Raw genomic sequence first — 23,631 nt, forward strand, 5'->3', positions numbered from 1 at the left:
TTTATTAATTGGCTCAGCGGGCGTTGCCACTGAAAAAAGCGGCCTCTGAAGGCGCCCACCCCTTTCATCGCGGGAAAGGGACAGGCCGCTCTCCACCCAGTTTTGATCTTGACGGGTTCCCGGCGCTAAATCAGCCCGTACTGCATCCGCTCGCGCCGCGCCAGCAGCGGCAGGGCTTGGCCGGCGATATAGGTCTTGAAGTGCTCGCTCTCCTGGTGGGCCTTGAACGCGGCTTCGTCGCGGAACAGCTCGTAGAACAGGAACTGCGCCGGGTTGTCCTTGGCGCGGGAGATCAGGAACAGTTTTGCGCCGGGCTCGCGCTGCGCCTCGGGCAGGAAGCGCGACAGGATCTCGGCGACGCGGTCGGCTTCGCCGGCCCTGGCCTCCCATTGCGCCACCACCAGCAGGCCGCCGCCGCTGACGGCCTCGTTCACGGTTTTCGTCTCGATGGCATATCCGGTCATCGTGATCAGTCCTTTCGTTGAAGTGCTGCAAGGGCAACGATACCCCAGTTCCTGCACTCGATCCTTCGATGGCGGACGAAGGATGGATGCGCATAAGAGGGCGTAAGGCGGATGAGCCGAAGGCGTCATCCGCCATGGTCTCGCAAAGTCGGCGGGTGACGCTTCGCGAACCCGTCGTACGGACTGTTCACGCTGCCTGGCGGGGTGACTTCTTCGCTGCCTTGCGCCTGTTCGTGGGCTTCTTGGTGACGATCTCAACCAGGGCGTCATCTATTTTTGTCTGCCAGCCCGGTCCCTTTGATTTGAAATACTTCACGACGACGGGGCTCAAGCGGATACTCACCGGGATCTTTGTCGGCTCCTTTTGTGGACCTCGCCGGGCGATTGTTTTCGCAATCTCGGGCAAGACCTCAGAAAATGGCCTGGCCCTGGCGAAATCCTTCTCGGTCCATTCCGGATTGTCCGAGACAGCTTTCATGTCAGCCTTCGAGTAGGCGCGCTTCGTCTTAGCTGGTGGCATTGAACAGCTCTCTTTCCTTCTTGGAGGCCGGGCGCATCGAAATCACCGAAATTCCTTCGAGGCCAAGTACGGCGAATACGACAGAGATCACGCCGTTTGCGTCCACTCCGATCGCTCGGTAGCGACCGCTCTTGGCGGAAAGCACCAGGGCGTTCGCAAAGAAGTCCTCGGTCAATGCGGCGAAATCCAAGCGGTGCTTGGCTATGTTCGCTAGGCGTTTCGGCTCATCCCAAACAATTTTCATGCGGATTCTGTATATACAAAATGCTGACGTTGCGATCAAGGGATGAGGGCGGATAGCCGAACGCGTCATCCGCCATGGGCCTCAAAAAATCGGCGGCTAACCCGCTCCTACGGGGCTATGCGAGCGCTTCGGCGCTAAGCCTACCGGCCTCTCCACGACAAGGGAACTGCACTCGGCCGAGACCCGCCCGAACGTTCCGCCATCTGCGCCCGTCCGCCCCTCCCATCTCCTTGTCCATGCACGATCTTTTCGCCGGACCGGGCTGCCCTTTTCGCAGATCATGCTCTAGAAGGATTCCAACGCTGGTGGCCGTGCGTGTTGCGCTGGACCGCCTGTCATCATCAACAAGCAAGGCGAGCAGCGGTGGACGCCCTCAAAGTACGCAACGCAGCCGACGTGGAGGAGGTGGTTCGCGCCGCGATCGCCAGCGAGCAGCCGCTCGACGTCATCGGCCATGGCTCGAAGCGCCAGATCGGGCAGATCACGACCACCAACGCCGTGCTCGACCTGTCGGCCCTGAGCGCCGTCGTCGGCTACGAGCCCAACGAGCTCATCATCACCGCGCAGGCCGGGGCGCCGCTGGCCGACCTGCTGTCGCTGATCGATTCGAAGAGCCAGCAATTCGCGTTCGAGCCGATGGACACGGGACCGCTGCTCGGCACGGCCGGCCGCGGCACACTCGGCGGCATGATCGCGGCGGGCCTGGCCGGTCCGCGGCGCATCCGCGCCGGCGGGGCGCGCGACCATCTGCTCGGCGCCCACGCGGTCTCCGGCTTCGGCGAGAGCTTCAAGACCGGCGGCAAGGTCGTCAAGAACGTCACCGGCTATGATCTCTGCAAGCTGCTGGCGGGCTCCTGGGGCACGCTCGCGGTCATGACCGAGGCGACGCTGAAGGTGATGCCGCGGCCGGAATCCGAGCGCACCCTGGTGCTGCGCGGGCTCGACGACCTCAAGGCCAACCGCGCCATGACCGCGGCGCTGGGGTCGCCGTTCGACGTGTCGGGCGCCGCCCATCTGCCGGCTTCGACCTTGCGGCCGGAGGTCGATGGGCTGAGCCCGATCGGCTCGCCGCGCGAGGCGGTCACGGTGATCAGGCTCGAGGGCATCACGGCGTCCGCGGCGCATCGGGCGGCGTCGCTCGCCAAGCAGCTCGCGACCTTCGGTGCGGCCGAGATCATCGCGGACGACGCCTCCGCCGATGTCTGGAGCGCCGTGCGCGACGTGCTGCCGTTCGCGGCCAATGGCCCGCTCGGGGCCTGGCCGGTCTGGCGGATCGTCTGTCCGCCCGTATCCGGCGGCGTCATCGGGCAGGCGCTGACGCGCCAGACCGGCGGCGAGGTGATCTATGACTGGGGCGGCGGGCTGATCTGGGCGGCGCTGCCGCCGCAGCCCGATGCGTCGGCGGGGCTGGTGCGCAAGCAGGCCGAGGCCGTCGGCGGTCACGCGACGTTGCTCCGGGCGTGGGACGAGATGCGTCTGGCGGTCGACGTCTTCCAGCCGCAGCCGCCGGGTGTCGCCGCGCTGGAGGAGCGGGTGCGCGTCTCCTTCGATCCCAAGACCATTCTCAACCGCGGCCGTATCAGGCGGAGCGTTGCGTCATGAAGACCGAGTTCACCTTGGCGCAGCTCGCCGATCCCGACATCGCGGTCGCCGACAAGATCCTGCGCGCCTGCGTGCATTGCGGCTTCTGCACGGCGACCTGCCCGACCTATGTGCTGCTCGGCGACGAGCTCGACAGCCCGCGCGGCCGGATCTACCTGATCAAGCAGATGCTCGAGAAGGATCAGGCTCCGACCGCCGACGTGGTCAAGCATATCGACCGCTGCCTGTCGTGCCTGTCCTGCATGACGACCTGCCCGTCCGGCGTCCACTACATGCACCTCGTCGACCAGGCGCGGGGGCGAATCGAGCAGAGCTACCAACGCCCGCTGATGGACCGGCTGCTGCGCGCCGTGCTCGCCTATGTGCTGCCGCGGCCGCGCGAGTTTCGGCTCGCGATGACCCTGGCGCGGCTCGGCCGGCCGTTCAAGGCGCTGCTGCCGGCGTCCTCCGCGACGCGGGGACCTGTGCCGAGCCTGCTGCGGCGCGTCAGGGCGATGCTCGACCTGGCGCCGGCCGCGGCGCTGCCGCCGCCGGGGCCCGCGGGCGGCAGCGTGTTTCCGGCGCAAGGCGAGCGTCGCGGCCGCGTCGCGCTGCTGCAGGGCTGCGCGCAGGCGGCGCTGGCGCCCCGCATCAACCAGGCTGCGATCAACCTCCTGACGCGGCACGGCGTCGAGGTGGTGCTGGTCAGGGACGAGCAATGCTGCGGTGCGCTGACCCATCACATGGGGCAGGACGCCGACGCGCTGGCGCGCGCCCGCGCCAATGTCGGGGTGTGGGCTGCCGAGGCAAAGCGTGGCGGTCTCGACGCCATCCTGGTGACGACCTCGGGCTGCGGCACCGTCATCAAGGACTACGGACACATGCTGCGCGAGGACCCGCAATATGCAGCGCCCGCTGCGGCCGTGTCGGCCATGGCGAAGGACATCAGCGAGTATCTCGCAGGTCTCGATCTGGTCTCCGCATCTCGGCACGACGACCTCGTCGTGGCCTATCACTCCGCCTGCTCGCTGCAACATGGGCAGAAAATCACGAGCATTCCGAAAGAATTGCTTTCCAAGTGCGGATTCGTGGTGAAAGATATACCGGAGAGTCATTTGTGTTGCGGTTCGGCGGGGACCTACAACATTCTCCAGCCTGACATCGCGATGAAGCTGCGCGATCGCAAGGTCGCCAACATCGCGACCGTCAAGCCGAATGTGATCGCGGCAGGCAATATCGGCTGCATGATGCAGATTGCCAGCGGCACCACCGTTCCCGTCGTGCACACCGTTGAGCTTCTCGACTGGGCGACGGGCGGTCCGCGACCAGGAATGATTTGACGGACGGGCGCGTGCTGACTGCCGGCCCGTCCCGCCGGATGAGTTGATCGATCGGCGGCAACTGGAGGGTTTCTGATGGCGAAGGACAAGAAGGCGAAGAAGGACAAGAAAGAGAAGAAGAAGCTGATGGCGCAGGCCAAGACAGCCAAGAAGGCGACGAAGAAGTCCGCCAAGAAGGCTGCCAAGAAGTCCGCGAAAAAGGCTTCCAAGAAGGCTGCAAAGGCGCCGGCCAAGAAGGCGAAGAAGACCGTGAAGGCCGCGGCGAAGAAGGCGGCCAAGAGCCCGGCCAAGGCTCCTGCCAAGAAGGCTGCTGCGAAGAAGGCTCCTGCCAAGAAGGCTCCTGCCAAGAAGGCCAAGACGTCGGCCGCGAAGGCTCCCGCTGCGCCGAAGAAGAAGGCCGCCAAGAAGCGGGCCCCCAAGATGGCTCCCCTGGTCGAGACCCCCGAAGTGAGCGCAACCGAATCGGCTGCCGAAACCAGTTGGGCGATGCCGAGCGTGGCACCCGAGGCGCACGAGGACGGAGAGGGGACTGCCTCCGGAAGCTGATCTTTCCGGATCGGATCGTTCTCACCACCGAACGAATTCACATCGGGAGGCCGCGGCGGCAACGCTGCGGCCTTCTCGTTTGTTGTTGCCACCGTCTGTTGGCTCTGTTTTGGCTGGCCGTTTTGTCGATCTGCTCGTCGCCAGCGTCGCCCCCGCAGATCTATGGCCGGGCGAATCCGATCCCGATGCGCTGCGGCATTTCGCTCGCGGCACGACGAGTCCAGCGTGCCGGCACACCCGAATGTGCGTCCTGGGGGGCTCTAGGACACGGAGATTTGTTGTTCAAATGCAACACGCGCTGACTACCTGCCGTGGAATTGTCAAAACGCCCAAAAAGGCGGCAGATGCCGCGCTTTTTTGCTTCACCTGCGGCGAGACCCTGGCACAAATTGCGTCTGGATGACGCAGCCGGTCTTGTTTGCGCCCTGGGGGGCAATGTGGGGCAGGCTTTTTTCGAAATAGGGTGATGGGGATCGTCATGAAAAAGTGGGCTTTGCTGGCAACGGCGCTGGCAATGGTTTCGGGATCGGCTTCGGCGGCGGACATGGCGGTCAAGGCCTATAAGGCTCCGCCTCCGGTCGCGTTTGAACCATGGGATATCGCGTTCGGCGCGGCGATCATGAACGACTATGTCTTCCGCGGCATCACTCAGTCGAACCACAAGCCGTCGGTCGCCGCCTATTTCGAGCCGCGCTTCAACGTCAACAAGGACCTGCAGTTCTACGTCGGCGTTGCTGGCGAGAGCATCTCCTTCCCGAACCGGGCTGCGGCCGAGATCGACATCTACGGCGGTATCCGCCCGACCTTCGGCGCCTTCGCCTTCGACATCGGCGTCTGGGGCTACCTGTATCCGGGCGGCACCTGCTATTACGGCGGCGGCGCCACGACGGACTTCGCCGGCCGCGCGCTGAGCGCCGAGTGCCAGGCCAACACCTTGACGAACTTCAACACCATGAAGAAGGACGTCAGCTTCTTCGAGGTCTACGGCAAGGGCACCTATACGGTGAACGACAACTGGTCGTTCGGCGTCACCGAATTCTATACCCCGAGCTTCCTGAACTCCGGCGCCTGGGGCAACTACGCCTCGGTCACCGGCAAGTATACCGCTCCGAGCACCCTGTTTGGATCGAGCGGCGTCGGCATGTACGTCTCGGGTGAGTTCGGTCGCCAGTGGTTCGGTACCACCGACAGCTTCTACGGCACCGCGGCCTTCCCGAACGGCATCCACTACGCCGACTACAACACCTGGAACGTTGGCGTCGGCTTCACCTACAAGGTGTTCACGCTGGATCTGCGCTACTCCGACACCAACCTGTCGAAGGGCAACTGCAACGCCTTCACTGGCGACTTCACCGCCAGCGGCACCACCAACGTCACCGCGATCAACCCGGGTGGCCTGGGCTCGAAGTGGTGCGGTGCCACCGGCATCGCCAAGCTCTCGGTCGACCTGACGGCGATGACCAACCTGAAGTAATCGTCCCAAGGCGGATCGAAATTCCTGACGAGGGCGGCAGAGCAATCTGCCGCCCTTCTGCGTTGGTGACGGCAGCTCGCCGTGGTCGCTCGGGCGTCTTGCCGTCCTTCTGGATCGCCTTCTTCTGGATCGCGATCTTCTGGAACGCCATGGCTCGGACGCCGCCGGGGCAATTGGACTTCTCATCATGGGCGCAGGGGCGCGATGAGATCCTTGGCGGCGCCCTCGGGACAATGGGCTGGGTTCGGCACGGATCTCTCAGACCCCTTGCCGCGTCTCCATTCCATGAGGTCGCGGCGCTCGCTTCAATTGCCGCCACCCGCGGCCGCGTCGGCAGCCTTCTCAGTCTGCCGCAGCGCGAACCGGTCGCCATCCCGAATCAGCTCGACCTTCCGATCATGGAACTCGTGCAGGGTCGAGCGGTGGCCGATCGAGACGACGGTGGTCTGCGGCAGGCGTTCGGCGATGACCCGATACAGCCTCGCTTCGCTCGGCTCGTCCAGCGAGGCCGTGGCCTCATCGAGGAAGAGATATTGCGGCGCATGCAGCAGCGCGCGGGCAATTCCGAGCCGCTGCTGCTCGCCGAGCGACAGCATCCGATTCCAGTGCGAGTCCTCGTCCAGGCGGTCCGCAAGTTGTGGCAGACCGACGGCCACCAGCGCCTCCCTGACCTGCTCGACGCTGAAAGCGTCGGCGGCCGCGGGATAGACGATCGCCGCCTTGAGCGCGCCGATCGGGAAGTAGGGCCGCTGCGGCAGCATCATCAGCTTGGCATGCGCGGGCACGCTGATCGCGCCGCTGCCGAACGGCCAGACCCCGGCGATGGCGCGGAACAGCGTCGACTTGCCGGCGCCGGAGGGGCCGGTCAGCAGCGTGCGCTCGTTGTTGCCGATGCTGAACCCGTCGGCCGCGACCAGCGGCAGGCCATTGGGCAGCTTCAGCAGCAGCTGGGCGAGATCGATGCTGTCGCCGGCATGGTCGACGACATCGATCGTCTGCGGCTCGCCCGAGAGCTTGTGCGCGCTCTCGATGGACATGTCGAAGCCGTCGAGGCGGGCGACGGTCGAGCGCCAGTCGGCAAGCGTCCGGTAAGTCGTCACGAAGAACGACAGCGCGCCCTGCACCGTCGAGAAGGCGGACGCCGTCTGCATGATGCCGCCCATCTGGATCGACTTGGCGAAGTAGGCAGGCGCAACGAGCACATAGGGAAAGATCACGGCCGCCTGTGAATAGCCCGCCGTGAAGGCCGTCAGCCGCTTGGTCCGGCTCATGATCTGGTACCAGTTCTGGACGACCCGGCCGAAGCGGGTTCCGAGCTGACCCTGCTCGGCGCCTTCCCCGCGCAGCAGCGCGATCTGCTCGGAGCTCTCGCGCACCCGCACCAGGTTGAAGCGGAAGTCGGCCTCGTAGCGCTGTTGCTCGAAGTTGAGATTGACGAGCGGCGAACCGATCCAATGCGTCAGTATGGTGCCGAAGACCGCATAGATCAGCGCGATCCAGACCAGGTAGCCGGGGATCGCGATGTCGGTGCCGAACAGTTGCAGCGGGGCATCGGTCGACAGCCCCCAGAGCACCACCATGAACGAGGCGAGCGAGACGATCGAGCTGAGCAGCCCGATGGTGATGTTCAGCGTCTTGTCGACGAACAGCTGCACGTCGTCGGCAATGCGCTGGTCCGGGTTGTCGGCGATGTCGCCCTTGAGCTGCATGCGATAGTGCGTGGCGTTGTCCAGCCAGCGGCGCAGGTAGACGTCGGTCATCCACCGCCGCCAGCGGATCTGCAGCCATTGATTGAGATAGAGCTGGTACACGGCCAGGATGATGAAGATGGTCGCCAGCACGGCGAACACGCCGATTTCCCAGATGAAGCTGTTCCAATCATACTGCTGCAGCGCGTTGAAGAACCTGTTCTGCCACTGGTTCACCAGCACCTGGATCGCAACGAGCGACAGTTCGATCGCAATGACGGCGGCGAGCAACACGCGCCCGGCGACCTTGTCCTCGGAGCGGAAGTAGGGAATGGCGATCCGCCAGACGATGGCGACGGTCGAGCGCAGATTGTTCACAGAGGGGCTGCTCCTGAGAAAAGGTCTTAACGGGCTGACGAAAAACGAGAAAATCGCAGTGATTGCCGCCTGTATAGACTAAAGTCGTAATGTGGCGGGTGACCGCCGGCTTGTCGGTCGCGTGTGACAAACCGTAGCATGGGGCAGGGGAGAGGGACTGCGACCGCCGCCAGATTTCGCGAGAATTTGAGCAGAGTTGGGCGTTGCCGGTTTTGTGATCTCCTTTTCCGACCTTTGCCGGGCTTGGGGGCCTGGGCGAGGAGACCTGATCCGTCCCGCCGGACCGGGTCCAACAACAAGAACGTGGGGGGAGAAGTCACGATGTGGAATCAAATCTACGACCCGATGGGGAGCCCGGCGCTGTCGACGCTGGCCGCCGCCGTCCCAGTGGTGACGCTGCTGGTGCTGATCGCCAGCGGCAAGGTGAAGGCACACATCGCGGCGATCATCGCCGTGATCCTGACCAACCTGATCACGATCTTCGTGTTCACGATGCCGGCCAACATGTCGCTGCGCGCGACGTTTCTGGGCGTCATCACCGGCTTCTTTCCGATCGGCTGGATCGTCCTGAACGTCATCTTCCTCTACCAGGTCACGGTCTCGACCGGCCGCTTCGAGTTGCTCAAGCGCGCCATCGGCGGCGTCACGGAAGACCGGCGGCTGCAGCTGCTGCTGGTCGCCTTCTCCTTTGGCGCGTTCTTCGAGGGCGCGTCGGGCTTCGGCACACCGGTGGCGATCACCGGTGCCGTGCTGATCGGCCTCGGCTTCTCGCCGCTCGCGGCGTCCGGCCTGTCGCTGATCGCCAACACCGCCCCGGTCGCCTATGGCGCGCTGGGCACGCCGATCCAGGGCCTCGCCTCGGTCACCGGTCTCGATCCCTACATCCTCGGCGCGATGGTCGGCCGGCAGCTGCCGGTGTTCTCGCTGATCGTGCCGTTCTGGGTGATCTGGGCGTTCGCGGGCTGGAAGGGCATGAAAGACGTGTGGCCGGCGATCCTGGTCACCGCCGTCTCGTTCGCGGTCCCGCAGTTCCTGATCTCGAACTACATCAATCCGTGGATCGTCGACATCGGCGCCTCGCTGATCTCGATGGGCGCGCTGATCCTATTCCTGAAGGTCTGGCAGCCGAGGCAGCTGTGGCTGTCGCCGGCGTTGCGCGGGCGTGACGAATCGGCCGCCACGATGACGGCGGCGAAGCCGCTGGACCGCACGCCGCTGACGCAAGCCGAGCTCTGGGGCGCGCTGCTGCCCTGGATCATCGTCTGCGTGATCATGCTGATCTGGGGCAACGGCGCCTTCAAGGCCTGGGCGAACTCGATCTTCACCTGGAACTATCCGGTGCCCGAGCTCGACAAGCTGATCAACAAGATGCCGCCGGTGGCTGCGAAGCCGACACCGGAAGGCGCGGTGTTCTCGTTCACCTACCTGACCTTCACCGGCACCGGCATGCTGATCGCCGCGATCATCTCCGGCTTCCTGATGGGTGTCGGACCGGGCAAGCTGATCGCGGAATATGGCCGTACCATCCGTCTGTGCGCGATCTCGCTGATCACGATCTCGGCGATGCTGGCGATCGGCACGCTGACCCGGCTGTCCGGCGTCGACGCAACGCTCGGCCTCGCCTTCGCCGCGACCGGCGTGCTCTATCCGTTCTTCGGCACCTTGCTCGGCTGGTTGGGCGTGGCGCTGACGGGATCGGATACGGCCTCGAACGTGCTGTTCGGAAACCTGCAGAAGATCACCTCCGAGCAGCTCGGCCTGTCGCCTGTCCTGATGGCGGCCGCCAACTCATCCGGTGGTGTCATGGGCAAGATGATCGATGCGCAGTCGATCGTGGTCGCCTCGACCGCCACCAACTGGTACGGCCACGAGAGCTCGATCCTGCGCTACGTCTTCCTGCATTCGATCGTGCTGGCCTGTCTGGTCGGCCTGTTCGTCACCTTGCAGGCCTATGTCTATCCGTTCACGGCGATGGTGCTGAAGTAGCAACACCGGCAGCGACAAAAGCCCCGCGCCGCAGCTACGGCGCGGGGTTTGCTATGTTTGGAACACATTTGTGCGGGAGCCGTGGCGGCGGGGATCACGGTCGTCGCCTGGAAGGCGCAGCCCTGCGTGTGATTGGTCTGAAGAGGAACGATGCAAGTGTTGAAGCGTGGCTGCGCCGTGGCGATGATGGCGTTGTCGATGTCGGGCCTGCCGCTTGCCGGCGCGTCGGCGGAGGAGTTTCCCTTCGGAATGGAGATGACGCTCGATGCGTTACCAATGCCCGGCTCGAAGCGCGTGCCGGATCTCGACATCGGCGACAACGGCGAGACCGTGCTGGAGCTCTGGTGCAAGGGCGGCAAGGGGCAGTTCTCGGTCGCCGGCAACACCATCGTGTTCATCGCCAGCAAGATCGAGGACCGCAACTGCCCGGCGGCACGCGCGCAAGCCGATGACGAGCTGATCGCGGCGCTGAGCGCGGCGACGAACTGGAAGCGTCAGGGCGACCTGATCATCTTCATCGGACCGAAGACGCTGCGCTTCCGGCTCAACACCAATTGAGCCGAGACGGCCGTATCGAAAGTCCTAGTCTTGGTCACATCGATATATCGGCATGTGGACCTCGCTGTCATGGTCCGGCACCTGGTCCCGCTTCATGCACGTTCGCGATTCCGGAGCACGCAGCTTTGAGGTCAGCCCCGCTGCCACCCTCCCCTGGAGGGGGAGGGGCGCCTCTCATGAGCGCAGCGAATGGGAGGCGGGGTGGGGTGATCTCTCCACGTGCACCGGTGCCCGCGGCGTCACCCCACCCCGCTCGCCCGCTTCGCGTGCGATCGACCCTCCCCCTCCAGGGGAGGGTGGCATCTGAGATCGCGGCGCCTGCCGTCGCCTTACTTCCAGACGGAGTTGTCCGCATCCCAGCGCTTGGCCTTGAAGGCCTTCGCCAGCTCGTCGATGGCACCGCCGTCGTCGCGGGTATCGCTTTCCTCGTCGCCTGACGATTCGTCCGACAGGATCAGCTTGGCGGCCGAGGTCTCGTCGACGGTGGTCGTCGTCGGGCTGCTGATCCACAGCATCAGCGCGTCCGCGCCGCCCGGCTTGTCCGCCGAGACGAGGCCGGTGACCTCGATGACGTCGGTCAGCTCGAGCGCCGGCATCAGCTGGCTCGGCCGCTTCAACGTCAGCTTCAGCTTGCCGCTGACCGGATTCCACGCCGCACTCGTCGGCCTGGCATTGTAGGTCTTGGCCAGCACGTCGGAGATGGCGCCCGCCAGCTTGTCCTTGTTGATCTTGTCACCGTCGCGCCAGTCGGCCGCCGCAAAGCGGATGGTGCGGTCCATCTCGACCGTGCCGGCGGTCCAGCCGGCGGTGACGACGCCGTTCATGGTCCGCGCCTTCGCGATCAGTGCGCCGGCTCGTTCGGGGTCGACGGTCATGCTGATGGTCTGCTCGCCCGCGCGCAGTGCGTCGCAGCTCACGATGAGGCTCGACAGCGAAACTTCGACGTTCTCGCCCTTCAGGCTCTTGAGGAAGTCGGTCACCGCGTCGAGCTTGAGCCGAACCGAGACCGCCTCGGGCGAGACGTCGGTGAAGTCCTTCGGCTGGGCGCTGATGCCGTCGTCGCTCGACTGGCTCTCCTGGAACTCTTTCTCGCTGACGTCGGAATTGTCGGTCGACGCCACCTCGGTGACGGTCTTGCCGATCGCGATCTGTCCGCGGAACTCGAACGTGTCGCCGGTCGGCTTGCGATTCAGCTTCACCGTGACCGGCTCCTTGGCGCCGTTGCTCTGGGTCGCACCGGTCAAGGTCTGGCCATTGACGGTGAGGCTGACCACGAAGCGGTCCTTGCGATCCGAATTCTTTGCGACGGGATAGCAGACGTCGAGCGTGGCGGCGGTGACGGTCTTGCCCTGGCGCGTCTCCTTCAGGATCACGTCGGCATTGCCGTCCATCAGGCCGTCGATCGCGGTGAAATACCGCGTCTCATTGGCGGGGGCCTTGGTCCCGCTCTTGCTCTGGGCCCAACCGAGTTCCGGCGCGGCCGCTGCAATCACGGCCAGCGCAAGCAAAATCGCGCGCATCTGAAAATCCTTGTGGGGGCAGAATCGGCCTTAAGCTGTAGCGCCGATTTGCGATCGCTGCACCCCCGGGCGCGGACACTCGGCCAAAAAGAAGGCCGCCCGGAGGCGGCCTTCCTGAAGTGTTGGTGAGGGGCGCGGGCTCAGAAGCCCATCCCGCCCATGCCACCCATGCCGCCGCCGGCCGGCATCGCGGGAGCTGCGTCCTTCGGCAGCTCGGCGACCATGGCCTCGGTGGTGACCAGGAGGCCGGCGACCGACGAGGCGTCCTGCAGCGCGGTGCGGACCACCTTGGCCGGGTCGATGATGCCCTTGGCGACCATGTCGACATAGTCCTCGGTCTGGGCGTCGAAGCCGAAGGTCTCGGACTTCTCGTCCAGGATCTTGCCGACCACGATCGAGCCCTCGACGCCGGCGTTCTCGGAGATCTGGCGGATCGGAGCCTCGAGCGCCTTCAGCACGATGTTGATGCCGGCCTGGACGTCCGAATTGGCGTTGGTGATGCGGCCGACCGCCTTCTTGGCGCGCAGCAGCGCCACGCCGCCGCCGGGGACGATGCCTTCCTGCACCGCGGCGCGGGTCGCGTTGAGGGCGTCCTCGACGCGGTCCTTCTTCTCCTTGACCTCGATCTCGGTCGCACCGCCGACGCGGATCACCGCGACGCCGCCGGCGAGCTTGGCCAGCCGCTCCTGCAGCTTCTCGCGGTCGTAGTCCGAGGTGGTCTCCTCGATCTGCGCCTTGATCTGGCCGACGCGCGCCTCGATGTCGGCCTTCTTGCCGGCGCCGTTGACGATCGTGGTGTTCTCCTTGTCGATCACGACCTTCTTGGCGCGGCCAAGCATCTTGATCGTGACGTTCTCGAGCTTCATGCCGAGGTCTTCCGAGATCAGCTGACCGCCGGTCAGGATCGCGATGTCCTCGAGCATCGCCTTGCGGCGATCACCGAAGCCCGGCGCCTTGACGGCGGCAACCTTGAGGCCGCCGCGCAGGCGGTTGACGACCAGCGTTGCCAGCGCCTCGCCCTCGACGTCCTCGGCGATGATCAGCAGCGGGCGGCCCGACTGCACCACGGCTTCGAGCACCGGCAGCATGGCCTGCAGGCCCGACAGCTTCTTCTCGTGCAAGAGCACGTAGACGTCGTCGAGCTCGGCGGTCATCTTCTCGGCGTTGGTGACGAAGTAGGGCGAGAGATAGCCGCGGTCGAACTTCATGCCTTCGACGATGTCGACCTCGGTATCGAGCGACTTGTTCTCCTCGACCGTGATGACGCCCTCGTTGCCGACCTTCTGCATCGCCTGGGCGATCATCTTGCCGATCGCGGCGTCGCCATTGGCGGAGATGGTGCCGACCTGGGCGACCTCGGAGGACGAGGCGACAGGCTTGGCGCGCTTCTCGATGTCCTTGATCACGGCGGCCACCGCGATGTCGATGCCGCGCTTGAGATCCATCGGGTTCATGCCGGCGGCAACCGCCTTGGCGCCCTCGCGCACGATGGCCTGGGCCAGCACGGTCGCGGTGGTGGTGCCGTCACCGGCGGTGTCGTTGGTCTTGGAGGCGACCTCGCGCAGCATCTGCGCGCCCATGTTCTCGAACTTGTCCTCCAGCTCGATCTCCTTGGCGACGGTGACGCCGTCCTTGGTGATGCGCGGAGCGCCGAAGCTCTTCTCGATGACGACGTTGCGGCCCTTCGGGCCGAGCGTCACCTTGACGGCGTTGGCGAGAATGTCGACGCCGCGCAGCATGCGGTCGCGTGCGTCGCCGGCGAATTTGACGTCCTTGGCTGCCATTTCAAAATTCTCCTGGAGTAGACCTCGACGGCGAGGGGCGTGATCGCCCGTCTGTCGCCGGAACGAGGTTGCAGAGCATTTTCGCCCGGGGCGGCTGATCGCCGCCCCCGGCAGGTCGGGATCAGGCGACGACGCCCATGATGTCGGACTCCTTCATGATCAGGAGCTCCTCGCCGTCCAGCTTGACCTCGGTTCCGGACCACTTGCCGAACAGCACGCGGTCGCCGACCTTGACGTCGATCGGGATCAGCTTGCCGCTCTCATCACGGCCGCCCGGGCCGACGGCGACGACTTCGCCCTGCGAGGGCTTTTCCTTGGCGCTGTCGGGAATGATGATGCCGCCCTTGGTCTTCTCTTCGGCGTCGATGCGCTTAACCACGACGCGGTCGTGCAGGGGACGAAACTTCGATTTGGCCATGACGGATCCCTTTTGGGGTGCTTGGATAAGTTGTTGCTGTCGGAGGAAATCTGAATGCGGCCACATTTGACGCCCACTTGGCGCCAACTGGCTCGCAGCCTTAGCAATCGCGCCCTCCGAGTGCTAAAGACCGCTCGGGGAAATATGGCTTGCGGCTGTTCCTGTCAAGCAACGGCCGGCAGTTAAGCCGTTCTTGAGGCTGTTAGGGGATGTTGTCCCGGGCCAGACATGTTAGTGGAGCGGCGTCGTCATCCGACGTCATTGCTCTGACGAGCGTTTTGGGTTTGGTTGCCGGACGGGGCAGCCACGATCTTGTTCCTAAGGGGATGCCATGACGAGTTCACGGTGCGCGCGGCCGGTTGCCAATCTCGCGATCGCGTCGGCGCTCACGATGCTTCTGGGAGCGTGCACGGGCTTCAGCCTATCGCCGTCGCCCCCCATGCAGACCGAGGCGCCGGTCGAGCCCGAGGTTCCGGCGACGATCCGCCCCGAGGATCTCGTCGGCAAATGGGGCCTCGCCGCTTACAACAACCCCAACGACCGTCCGCGCACCGAGAAGATGGCGTTGGCGCAGTGCAAACAGCCCTATGTTATCGGGGCGGGCACGTCCGGCGGTGTCGTGATGCATCTGGCCGACCAGGCGACTCCCCAGGAGCTGCGCCTGAAGGGCTCGGCCAGCGGCAAGAACTACATCGGCCCGGCCGGACCGCCCGGCGGCGAGCAGGACCGCGAGGTCGTCTCCTTTGACGGCCGTGTGCTGATCACCCGCTTCGTCGACAAGGATGCGGCGACCCGTTACCAGACGATGGTCTACGTCCGCTGCGGACCGCGCGCCTGAGATCCGGGCGAAGCCCTCGCGACAAGCCCCGGCCACACCCAAAAGCCAAACGAAAAAACGCCGGTGAAAGCGCCGGCGTTTTGCTTGGTGCTGCTCGGTGCCGTCCCTGGCCGGCGTGGCCGCCGGTCAGGCAGGATGAGCTCAGTTGAACATTGCGTCGATGTCGTCCTGCGAGGCGTGGCCGACGTCGCCTTCCGCCTTCGGGCCGTTCAGCAGCCGGGCGTCGCCCTCGCGGTGGTCGACGATCGGCGGCGTATGCGCCTTGATGGCGTCGACGCCGCCCCAGATGTCCATCATCACCACGATGTGGTGCTCGATGAACTTCATCGTGGTCATGACCTTGTTGATGCGCTGGCCGGTCAGGTCCTGGAAGTTGCAGGCCTCGAAGATCGAGACCACCCGCTCCTGGATCTCTTCGCTCAGGATCTTCTGCTGGTCGGCCGAGTCCACCTTGGACAGCGCGCTGGCGGCCTGGTCGATCGCCTCCGCGGCTTCGAGGATCTGCTGCGTCGCCTGCTCGGTGCCGCCGACGACCGCGCCGAGCTCGCCGTTGACCTTGGCCATCTCCTCGCCGTTGAAGCTCTTGGCATGGAGGGTCGCGATCTCGCCCTTGGTGCGGTTGATCGCGTCGTGGATCAGGTCGAGCTCGACCTTGAGCTTTTCGCACTGCTCGATCTGGGCACGATAGGTCTCGAGCAGCGCGCGCGCTTCGGCGACCTCGCGTGCGGCGGACTCTTCGATGGCGGCGTTCGCCGTGTTGCTGCCGCCGCTGCGGATCGCATTGGCCATCTGGGAGCGGATCGCGCGGAGCTCGTCCATGATTTCCTTGTGGTTGGGGCCGATCTCGCCGCCCACGAATTCAGGCTCCGGCATATGGCCGACGATTGCTTCTTCGATACGGAAACGCTTGCGAACAGCCATGATAGTATCCCTGACCTTTTGCTCGGATCAGTTCTACGCAAAGGCTATTTAACATCGCGTTCACGCCAGGAACCGCCGTTGAGCAACGCTGGCGTGCATCGTGCGTCAACGATTAACCATGCTCCGCCGGCCTTCACGCAAAATAAACGCTAGCGATCAAAACCGCCGACGTATGCAGCGATGGTGAATCCCGGCGCCTCCCGCGTTTACCAAAGCGATCGGGTTTTGCTCTTTATTGACGATACGCGGCGGCGCATTTGCCTCGCGCGATGAACAGTCTTCAGACGAAACAGTACAGAGTACGTCGATGTTCAAATCAGTATCCGCAGCGCTGCTGGCCGGCGCATGCGTTTTCCATGCAGGTCTGGGCCGCGCCGCAGCCCAGGGATTTCAGCAGCCGACCGTGATCTATAGCGGCCCGCCGCAGCAGTCCGCGCCGGTGCGCACCGCCTATGTCGAACGCTCGCGCATGGGCGGCGGCTTCATCGAATTCCTGTTCGGGGATCCGCAAGGCGGCCGCGGCGCGCCTCCGCCGGGACAGCCGATGTACCAGCAGCAGCCGTCCTACTACGAGCCGCAGCGGCTGGCGCCGGGCATGGTCCCGCAGCAGGGATTGCCGGATGAGGAGGCCTATGAGCAGACGCAGCGGCCACTCGACCCGAAATACGAGAAACAGATCGTTGACTATGACGGCAAAGAACGGCCGGGCACGATCGTCATCGATACGCCGAACAAGTTCCTCTATCTGGTCCAGGGCGAGGGCAGGGCGCTCCGCTATGGCATCGGCGTCGGTCGCCCCGGCTTCACCTGGTCGGGCGTGAAGACGATCTCGGCCAAGCGCGAATGGCCGGACTGGACGCCGCCGCCGGAGATGCTCGCGCGCCGGCCCGACCTGCCGCGGCACATGGAGGGCGGACCGCAGAACCCGCTCGGCGCACGCGCGATGTATCTCGGCTCGTCGCTGTATCGGATCCACGGTTCGAACGAGCCATGGACGATCGGCACCAACGTCTCGTCAGGATGTATCCGGATGCGCAACGAGGACGTCATCGACCTCTATGGCCGCGTGAACGTCGGTGCCCGGGTCATCGTGCTCTGACGACCGCCGCTGCGCGACATCAGCAACAGAAAAAGGCCGCCCGTGGGGGCGGCCTTTGCATTCTTGAGTTGGCTGCGACCCGGGAGCTTCACGCGTAGTCGCTGCCGCCGTCGTCGTCGCCATAGCCGTCATCGGCATCGAAGTCGGCCGCGTCGCTGTCATTGCCGCTGTCGTCATGGCTCGCCTGGTCGAACAGGCCGGCCCGGCCGCCTTCGCCGCCCGGGCGGCCGATGTCGTCGAGACCGGCGTCGCGCGCCAGCGAGCCGCCGGACTGGTCGCCGCTCCACGGGCTGGCACCGCCGCCCCGCTCCTCGATGATCGTGGTGTCACCGAACGCCTGATGCGATCCGCCGCCCATCATCGAGCGGATGCCGCCGAGCAGCAGCGAGCCGCCGACCATGCCGGCCGCTGCGGCCGCCGCCGTGCCGAGGAACGAGCCGCCTCCACCGCCGAACATGCCGCCGCGCGGCTGGCCGAAGCCGCCCTGGTCATAGGAGCTGGGCTGGCCGGGATAGCCGGGCTGGCCCTGGTAGCCCGGGGGCATCGCCTGGCCGCTGTTCCAGACCGGGCGGCTCTGCGACGGCGGCGGCACGTTGGGGACCGAGCCGCGGCTGCCCGAGCCGAAGATGCTGTCGCGCATCGAATCGAGGAAGCCGCCGGACTGGCCCTGCGGGGCCTGGGCGTGCTGCAGCTCCTCGATGCGGGCGTTGGCGCGCTTCAGGGCCTCGTCCTGCACCAGCACCGTCTGCACCAGCGCATAGACGGCATTGGGAGCCCGCTGCAGCGCCTGGGCGATGGCGGCGGCAGCCTCCGGATCACGCGGTGCACTCTCCAACGTGGCAAGCCGGTCGAACAGATCGTCGATGAGTTGGCGTTCTTGCGGTGTCATGTCGTTCTCCTGCCGCTTGCCTTGTTCCGGCCAAGCGCGGCCAAGATTTAGGGGGACTTTGTGGCCCGGCCAGCCGGGGCGCGGATTAAATTTCCGTATGCGACAAAGCGTCTTTGCACTTGCGAGGCGTTTCGGAAGCCGAAGGCGGACGGCATGCCTGCCTCCCTCCCACTTCGAACGCCGCCGCGCCGGGTTTTGTTCGCCGGGGCACGCGAAACATCCATCAGCCGAGCGTCACCTTGCGGCGCTCCAACAGGCCCGGAAAATGCTCGCCGGCAAGATAGGCGTGCTCATGCTCGCGCTGCACCGTCAGCGGATCGAGCTCGATGAGGACGTCATCGACGAAACCGGGGTGGCACATCACCAGTCCATGCTCGGGCAACTCGTCGAGGAAGCCATCCATCAAAGCTCCGAAGTCGGAGGCCTTGGTGAAGTCGTAGGCGCCCGCGAAGCCGGGATTGAAGGCGATCTCGGCCCGCCTGGCCTGACGGCGGAATTGCGCGCTGAGCACGTCCAGCAGCAGCGCCTTCGGCGCCGTCAGCCGCTGCATCAGGGGCAGATTGCGGCCGCCCTGGCGCACCCAGGCCGTGGGCGCAGTTTCCTTGACGGCGGCGAGAAAGCCCTCGCGCACCTGCGGATAGAGCTGGGCATGCTGGTGGCCGTCGACGAAATCGGGGGCGCGACCGAACAAATCGCCGAACGCTGCAAGCTGAACCAGGACCTCGGCACGGATCATCTCGGGATCGAGCCGGCGGGTCAGTCCGGCGCGCAGCAGCTTCGGGAAGGGCAGGAACATGCCGCCTTCCGAGGGACGGAAATGCATCGTCAGGGGCCGGAACGGCGCGGTCAGCGTGACGTGCAGGCCGATGGCGCAACGCGGGCTGTCGGACGCGACCTTGGTCAGCTCCGTCACCTCGTCGCGCCCGATCGCGGCGCCCACGGTCATCACCGAGGTTGCGTTCAACCGACCGCGCGCGATCAGGTCTCGGATGGCGCTGTTAACCCCGGGGCTGATGCCATAGTCATCGGCGCAGAGCCAGATGCGCCGGTGCGGCGTCGCGCTCATTCGGCGGCGTTCCTCTCGGCGCCGTCGCTGCGCGCATCGAGCGCTGCACGCTTCTCGCTGTGCTCGGCGACGAAGTAGATCGGACGCGCTTTTAGCTCGGACAGGATCTTGCCGATATACTCGCCCATGATGCCGATCATGATCAGCTGCACGCCGCCGATCGTCATCAGGCCGACCATCAGCGAGGGATAGCCGGGCACCGACTTGCCGGTAGCTAAAGTCTCCCACAGGATCGAGAGGCCGAACAGAAAGGCCGCCGAGGCGAGCAGGATTCCGAGCAGACTGGCGAACCGCAGCGGGGCGACCGAGAACGAGGTCAGGCCTTCGATCGACAGGCCGAGCAGGCTGGTCAGGTTGAAGGCCGTCACGCCATGGGCACGCGCGGCAGGCTCGTAGTCGACGCGGATCTGGCGGAAGCCGATCCAGCTCGCGAGTCCTTTGAAGAAGCGGTTGCGCTCGGGCAATTGCCGCAGCGCCGCCACCGCGCGCGGCGAGAGCAGCCGGAAGTCGCCGGCATCCTCCGGGATCTTCTGCCGCGCGCCCCAGTTGATGAGCGCGTAGAAGCCGTGCACGGCGACGCGGCGCAGGAACGGCTCGTTGTCGCGATGCGCCTTGGCGGTATAGACGACGTCATAGCCGTCCTTGATCCAGTGCGTGACGAGCTGCTCGACCAGGGCCGGCGGATGCTGGCCATCGCCGTCCATGAACAGCACGGCGCCGCGCCGGGCATGATCGAGGCCGGCCATCAGCGCGGCCTCCTTGCCGAAATTGCGCGACAGCGAGACGACCTGGATGTCGAGCGCATCGGCCTGCAAGGTGCGCGCAATCGCGAGCGTATTGTCGCGGCTGCCATCGTCGACATAGACGAGCTCACAGGCGAGACCGAAGCGCTGGCGCAGCGTACGGGCGAGATTATTCAGCCGCTCGTGCAGCGCCGTCAGTCCCGCGCCCTCGTTGTAGACGGGGATAACGATCGACAATCCCTGCGACGCGGCGTCGGCCGCAGTCGTGGTCAGATCCGACACGTCAGTTCCCAGCATTGCTCAGCGTCCTCGTTCTGCTACCAACATATGGTAGCTGCGCTCGCCTGTCGCTACGATGAACGGCGATTTATGATCGCAGGAAGGCCTCGAGGCGGGCAAACAGCGGATTTTCGCGGTCGAGCACATAGTCGAGCGAGGCGACCGAGACGGTCTCGGCGCCATGCGCGCGCAGAAAGCTGCCGAGCGCGTAGATCTGCGCCGGCGGGCAGTGCAGGGTGAGCATGCCGGACGAGGTCGGGCCGCCGAACGGCGCCACGACGCCGAAGCGGTTGTGCGCCTCGGTCAGCATTGCTGCGTCGCACCCTTTGAAGCGGGTGCGGACCTCGCGGTATTTGCTGGCGCGGGCGCGGGCATGGATGTGGTCGAGAATGATCCGGGCGCTCTCGCGCGGCCCCTCCGACCAGTCGGCGTCGCGGGAGGCGACCAGATTGGCCTGGCTGCGCAGGATCACGCCGTCGTCCAGCACCTTCAGCCCGTTGGCGGCGAGCGTCGAGCCGGTGCTGGTGATGTCGACGATCAGCTCGGCGGTGCCCACCGCCGGCGCGCCCTCGGTGGCGCCGGCGCTCTCGACGATGCGGTAATCGACGATGCCATGGGCGGCGAAGAAGCCGCGCGTCAGGTTGATGTACTTGGTGGCGACGCGCATGCGGCGATTGTGCTGGGCGCGAAAACCGGTGGTGACGTCATCGAGATCGGCCATGGTGCGGACGTCGATCCAGGCCTGCGGCACGGCGACGACGACGTTGGCGCCGCCGAAGCCGAGCGTATCGATCAGCAGCACGCGCTTGTCGGCATCGGTGATGCTCTCGCGCACAAGATCCTCGCCGGTGACGCCGAGATGCACGGTGCCGCGCGCCAGTTGCGAGGCGATCTCACTCGCAGAGAGATAGGCGATCTCGACATTGTCGAGACCTGCGATGGTGCCACGATAGTCGCGCGCGCCGCCGGGCTTGGACAGGTTCAGCCCGGCGCGGCCGAAGAAGGCCTCGGCATTCTCCTGCAGACGCCCCTTGGAGGGAACGGCGAGGACGAGGGGGCCGCTCATGATGCTCTCCCGCGCGGGGACTTGCCGACGGCGCTGCTCTGGGCCAGGCGCTCGATCCAGATCGAGAAGCCGACGGCCGGAATCGACTCGGCGGCGCCAAGCTGGCTCAGCAGGCCGTCATAACGGCCGCCGGCGACCAGTGGCTCGTCGCCATTGCCCGGATGATGCAGCTCGAACTCGAAACCGGTGTAGTAGTCGAGGCCGCGGCCGAACGACGTGGCGAAGCGCACCTTGGTGATGTCGATGCCGCGCTGGGCCATGAAGCCGGCGCGGGCCTCGAACGTGTCGATCGCCGCTGAAATGTCGAGCTTGGCGTCGGCGGCGAGCGCGCGAAGCTGCTGGACAGCCTCGGTCGGGCTCCCGCTGATGGCGAGGAAGCGCTTGATACGGTCCAGCGCGTCACGCGGCAGCGCGCCGCTCTTGAGGGTGGACTGCTCGAGGAAGCGGTCGGCGATCTCCGCCACCGTGCGGCCGCCGACCGCGGTTGCGCCGGCAATCGACATCAGGTCGGTGACCAGGGCGAGCGCCGCCTTGCGGTCGGAGCCGGCCAAGGCGGCGAGCACCCCTTCATACTCGTTGCGCGGGGCCACCGAGGCGATCGCCAGCCGCTCGAGGTCCTGCGCCAGGGTGCGCTTGCGGTTGAAGTCCTTGATCAGCCGCCGCCGCCATACCGGATAGAGATCGAGGGCGTCGATCAAGGCCGTGAACAACGCGACGTCGCCGGTACGGATATCCACCGCGGCAAGGCCGGCGGTGGCGGTCGCCTCGATCGCCAGCGCCAGCATCTCGGCATCCGCGGCGGGCCGATCCTGACGGCCGAACGACTCGATGCCGGCCTGCAGGAACTCGCTCGGGCGGCCCTCGCGGTAACGAAATACTGGACCGAGATAGCTGAAGCCGGCCGGATGCCCGGCGCGGGCCGAGGCGAGGTAGTCACGGGCGACGGGAATGGTCAGGTCGGGGCGCAGGCAGAGCTCTTCGCCGGCGGCGTCGCCGGTCAGATAGAGGCTCTTGCGGATGTCCTCCCCGGAGAGATCGAGAAATGGCTCGGCCGGCTGCAGGATCGCCGGTTCGGCCCGCTCATAGCCGGCCTGGGCGAAGGATTGCAGCAGCATGTCCGCCCACGCGGCGGGTCCGGTTGGAGCGGGTCCGGTCATGTCGATCGAGTTCCAAAGTGGAGTGAGCGCCTCTGGAGGCCGCGGCTGCCCCTTAGCATGGCCGTTTGACGGTTTCGACTGCGAATGGCCGCGGCAAGCCACAATTGGCCGGATGCCTTAACCGCGGGGGCCGGTCCAGTCCCCGAGCGTAGCCTGGATCACGGCGAGGGCGGCAACGCCGGCCGTATCCGCGCGCAGGATGCGCGGGCCCAGCGCGAGCCTGATCACGTGCGGCTGGCGGAGCAGCAGCGCCCGCTCGTCGTCGGCAAAACCGCCCTCCGGTCCGATCAGCAGGTCGATGCCGGCCGGGTCCTTGCCGCCGCGCAGTGCCTGCAGCGGATCGGCCAGTTCGGCGGCCTCGTCGCAGAACACCAGCAGCCGCTCAGGTTGCCGCTGCGCGAGGAAGCGCTCCAGCGGCACCGGGTCCTTGACTTCGGCGAGACTGAGGATGCCGCATTGTTCGGCGGCCTCGACCACGTTGGCGCGCATGCGCTCGCCATTCACGCGCGACACCTGGGTGTGACGGGTGATGACCGGCTGCAGGCACGAGGCGCCCATCTCGACCGCCTTCTGCACCATGTAGTCCAGCCGCGCGTGCTTGAGCGGTGCGAAGACGTAGGCGATGTCCGGCAGGTGATCCTGAGGCCGGCTCTGCTGCTGGATCGTCAGGCCATCTGGCCGCTTGCGGCCCTCGATCACGGCCCGCCATTCGCCGTCGCGGCCGTTGAAGACCAGGACGTGATCGCCGGTGCCGAGACGCAGGACGTTGCCGAGATAGTTGCCCTGATTGCGGTCAAGCGCGACCGTGCCTCCCTCGTGCAAGGGTGCGTCGACGAACAGGCGCGGAGCGGTGAAGTCGTATGCGGGCATGGAGCGAAGCGGTGCCGATGATGGATGTTGCTTAACCAGACCACGCGCCGGCCGCAAAGCCGGCGGAGCCGTCACGGGGTGTTGTATCGGGTATTGGCGATGGCGCCTTTCGGCCGTGCTGTCGACAGATTTTACCGGTTCGATCCCGCCGGTCGTCCCTTGGGGACGGACATCCGACGATTCCGTGAGCCTTGAAGCGGAG

22 protein-coding genes are annotated in these 23,631 nt (G+C 65.7%); 8 read left to right on the plus strand and 14 right to left on the minus strand.

The window, feature by feature from the left end; translation table 11 throughout:
* Positions 1-125 precede the first annotated feature (125 nt).
* The 3 genes from QX124_RS02225 to QX124_RS02235 form a co-directional block, all read right to left on the minus strand.
* Positions 126-464 (minus strand): putative quinol monooxygenase, encoded by a 339-nt coding sequence (locus QX124_RS02225; RefSeq protein ID WP_315796043.1) that lies wholly within the window; start codon positions 462-464, stop codon positions 126-128.
* 187 nt (positions 465-651) lie between these two features.
* Complete coding sequence (locus tag QX124_RS02230) at positions 652-984, minus strand: BrnA antitoxin family protein (RefSeq protein WP_315796045.1); 333 nt, start codon at positions 982-984, stop codon at positions 652-654.
* The gene (locus tag QX124_RS02235; protein WP_315796047.1) at positions 971-1,228 is read right to left on the minus strand and encodes a BrnT family toxin; all 258 of its coding nucleotides are present in this window, start codon (positions 1,226-1,228) and stop codon (positions 971-973) included. Before QX124_RS02235 ends, QX124_RS02230 begins: the two co-directional genes overlap by 14 nt.
* Before the next feature lie 363 nt (positions 1,229-1,591).
* On the opposite strand from QX124_RS02235, the gene QX124_RS02240 reads away from it, so the two are divergent.
* The 4 genes from QX124_RS02240 to QX124_RS02255 all read left to right on the plus strand — a co-directional run bounded on the left by QX124_RS02240 (position 1,592) and on the right by QX124_RS02255 (position 6,169).
* Positions 1,592-2,830 carry an FAD-binding protein gene (locus QX124_RS02240; RefSeq protein WP_315796049.1) on the plus strand — a complete coding sequence of 413 codons (1,239 nt, stop codon included), beginning with the start codon at positions 1,592-1,594 and terminating at the stop codon, positions 2,828-2,830.
* Positions 2,827-4,149, plus strand: a complete 1,323-nt coding sequence (gene glcF / locus QX124_RS02245; protein WP_315796050.1) for a glycolate oxidase subunit GlcF — start codon at positions 2,827-2,829, stop codon at positions 4,147-4,149. Before QX124_RS02240 ends, glcF begins: the two co-directional genes overlap by 4 nt.
* 75 nt (positions 4,150-4,224) lie before the next feature.
* The gene (locus QX124_RS02250; RefSeq protein ID WP_315796052.1) at positions 4,225-4,695 is read left to right on the plus strand and encodes a hypothetical protein; all 471 of its coding nucleotides are present in this window, start codon (positions 4,225-4,227) and stop codon (positions 4,693-4,695) included.
* A 478-nt stretch (positions 4,696-5,173) separates the two neighbouring features.
* The gene (locus tag QX124_RS02255; RefSeq protein ID WP_315736549.1) at positions 5,174-6,169 is read left to right on the plus strand and encodes a TorF family putative porin; all 996 of its coding nucleotides are present in this window, start codon (positions 5,174-5,176) and stop codon (positions 6,167-6,169) included.
* 305 nt (positions 6,170-6,474) lie between these two features.
* Here QX124_RS02255 and QX124_RS02260 read toward each other — a convergent pair whose 3' ends face one another.
* Entirely contained in the window at positions 6,475-8,235 is a 1,761-nt protein-coding gene (locus QX124_RS02260) for an ABC transporter ATP-binding protein/permease (RefSeq protein ID WP_315796055.1), read from the minus strand.
* Positions 8,236-8,556: 321 nt separating this feature from the next.
* Between QX124_RS02260 and QX124_RS02265 the strand changes: the two genes are divergently transcribed.
* Together QX124_RS02265 and QX124_RS02270 are read left to right on the plus strand one after the other, a co-directional pair.
* Positions 8,557-10,221: an L-lactate permease gene (locus QX124_RS02265; protein ID WP_315736551.1), complete on the plus strand. Its 1,665-nt coding sequence runs from the start codon at positions 8,557-8,559 to the stop codon at positions 10,219-10,221.
* A gap of 150 nt (positions 10,222-10,371) precedes the next feature.
* Complete coding sequence (locus QX124_RS02270) at positions 10,372-10,779, plus strand: META domain-containing protein (RefSeq protein WP_315736552.1); 408 nt, start codon at positions 10,372-10,374, stop codon at positions 10,777-10,779.
* Positions 10,780-11,108: 329 nt separating this feature from the next.
* Here the strand turns inward: QX124_RS02270 and QX124_RS02275 are convergent, their stop codons facing one another.
* The 3 genes from QX124_RS02275 to groES all read right to left on the minus strand — a co-directional run bounded on the left by QX124_RS02275 (position 11,109) and on the right by groES (position 14,501).
* Positions 11,109-12,299 (minus strand): hypothetical protein, encoded by a 1,191-nt coding sequence (locus tag QX124_RS02275; RefSeq protein ID WP_315779067.1) that lies wholly within the window; start codon positions 12,297-12,299, stop codon positions 11,109-11,111.
* 140 nt (positions 12,300-12,439) lie between these two features.
* Positions 12,440-14,083 (minus strand): chaperonin GroEL, encoded by a 1,644-nt coding sequence (groL, locus tag QX124_RS02280; protein WP_315754667.1) that lies wholly within the window; start codon positions 14,081-14,083, stop codon positions 12,440-12,442.
* 121 nt (positions 14,084-14,204) lie between these two features.
* On the minus strand, positions 14,205-14,501 hold the full coding sequence (gene groES, locus QX124_RS02285; protein WP_008961387.1) for a co-chaperone GroES: 297 nt from the start codon (positions 14,499-14,501) through the stop codon (positions 14,205-14,207).
* Positions 14,502-14,832: 331 nt separating this feature from the next.
* Between groES and QX124_RS02290 the strand changes: the two genes are divergently transcribed.
* Positions 14,833-15,339: a hypothetical protein gene (locus QX124_RS02290; protein ID WP_315736555.1), complete on the plus strand. Its 507-nt coding sequence runs from the start codon at positions 14,833-14,835 to the stop codon at positions 15,337-15,339.
* A 141-nt stretch (positions 15,340-15,480) separates the two neighbouring features.
* Here QX124_RS02290 and QX124_RS02295 read toward each other — a convergent pair whose 3' ends face one another.
* The gene (locus tag QX124_RS02295; protein WP_315716668.1) at positions 15,481-16,260 is read right to left on the minus strand and encodes a protein phosphatase CheZ; all 780 of its coding nucleotides are present in this window, start codon (positions 16,258-16,260) and stop codon (positions 15,481-15,483) included.
* Between the two features lie 307 nt (positions 16,261-16,567).
* On the opposite strand from QX124_RS02295, the gene QX124_RS02300 reads away from it, so the two are divergent.
* Positions 16,568-17,359 (plus strand): L,D-transpeptidase, encoded by a 792-nt coding sequence (locus tag QX124_RS02300; protein ID WP_315736557.1) that lies wholly within the window; start codon positions 16,568-16,570, stop codon positions 17,357-17,359.
* Positions 17,360-17,447: 88 nt separating this feature from the next.
* On the opposite strand, the gene QX124_RS02305 is transcribed toward QX124_RS02300, so the two are convergent.
* The 6 genes from QX124_RS02305 to QX124_RS02330 form a co-directional block, all read right to left on the minus strand.
* Positions 17,448-18,248: a DUF2076 domain-containing protein gene (locus QX124_RS02305; protein WP_315796058.1), complete on the minus strand. Its 801-nt coding sequence runs from the start codon at positions 18,246-18,248 to the stop codon at positions 17,448-17,450.
* A gap of 223 nt (positions 18,249-18,471) precedes the next feature.
* Positions 18,472-19,314 carry a ChbG/HpnK family deacetylase gene (locus QX124_RS02310; protein ID WP_315779063.1) on the minus strand — a complete coding sequence of 281 codons (843 nt, stop codon included), beginning with the start codon at positions 19,312-19,314 and terminating at the stop codon, positions 18,472-18,474.
* Positions 19,311-20,354: a glycosyltransferase family 2 protein gene (locus QX124_RS02315; RefSeq protein ID WP_315736560.1), complete on the minus strand. Its 1,044-nt coding sequence runs from the start codon at positions 20,352-20,354 to the stop codon at positions 19,311-19,313. Before QX124_RS02315 ends, QX124_RS02310 begins: the two co-directional genes overlap by 4 nt.
* Before the next feature lie 70 nt (positions 20,355-20,424).
* A complete protein-coding gene (hisG, locus tag QX124_RS02320) occupies positions 20,425-21,402 on the minus strand; it encodes an ATP phosphoribosyltransferase (protein WP_315779061.1) in 978 nt (325 codons plus the stop codon).
* Complete coding sequence (locus QX124_RS02325; RefSeq protein WP_315777957.1) at positions 21,399-22,559, minus strand: ATP phosphoribosyltransferase regulatory subunit; 1,161 nt, start codon at positions 22,557-22,559, stop codon at positions 21,399-21,401. Before QX124_RS02325 ends, hisG begins: the two co-directional genes overlap by 4 nt.
* Before the next feature lie 117 nt (positions 22,560-22,676).
* Positions 22,677-23,429, minus strand: a complete 753-nt coding sequence (locus QX124_RS02330; protein ID WP_315796060.1) for a 16S rRNA (uracil(1498)-N(3))-methyltransferase — start codon at positions 23,427-23,429, stop codon at positions 22,677-22,679.
* Positions 23,430-23,631 lie beyond the last annotated feature (202 nt).

Origin of the sequence: Bradyrhizobium sp. SZCCHNRI3043, assembly GCF_032377735.1 — a bacterium.
GTDB lineage: Bacteria > Pseudomonadota > Alphaproteobacteria > Rhizobiales > Xanthobacteraceae > Bradyrhizobium.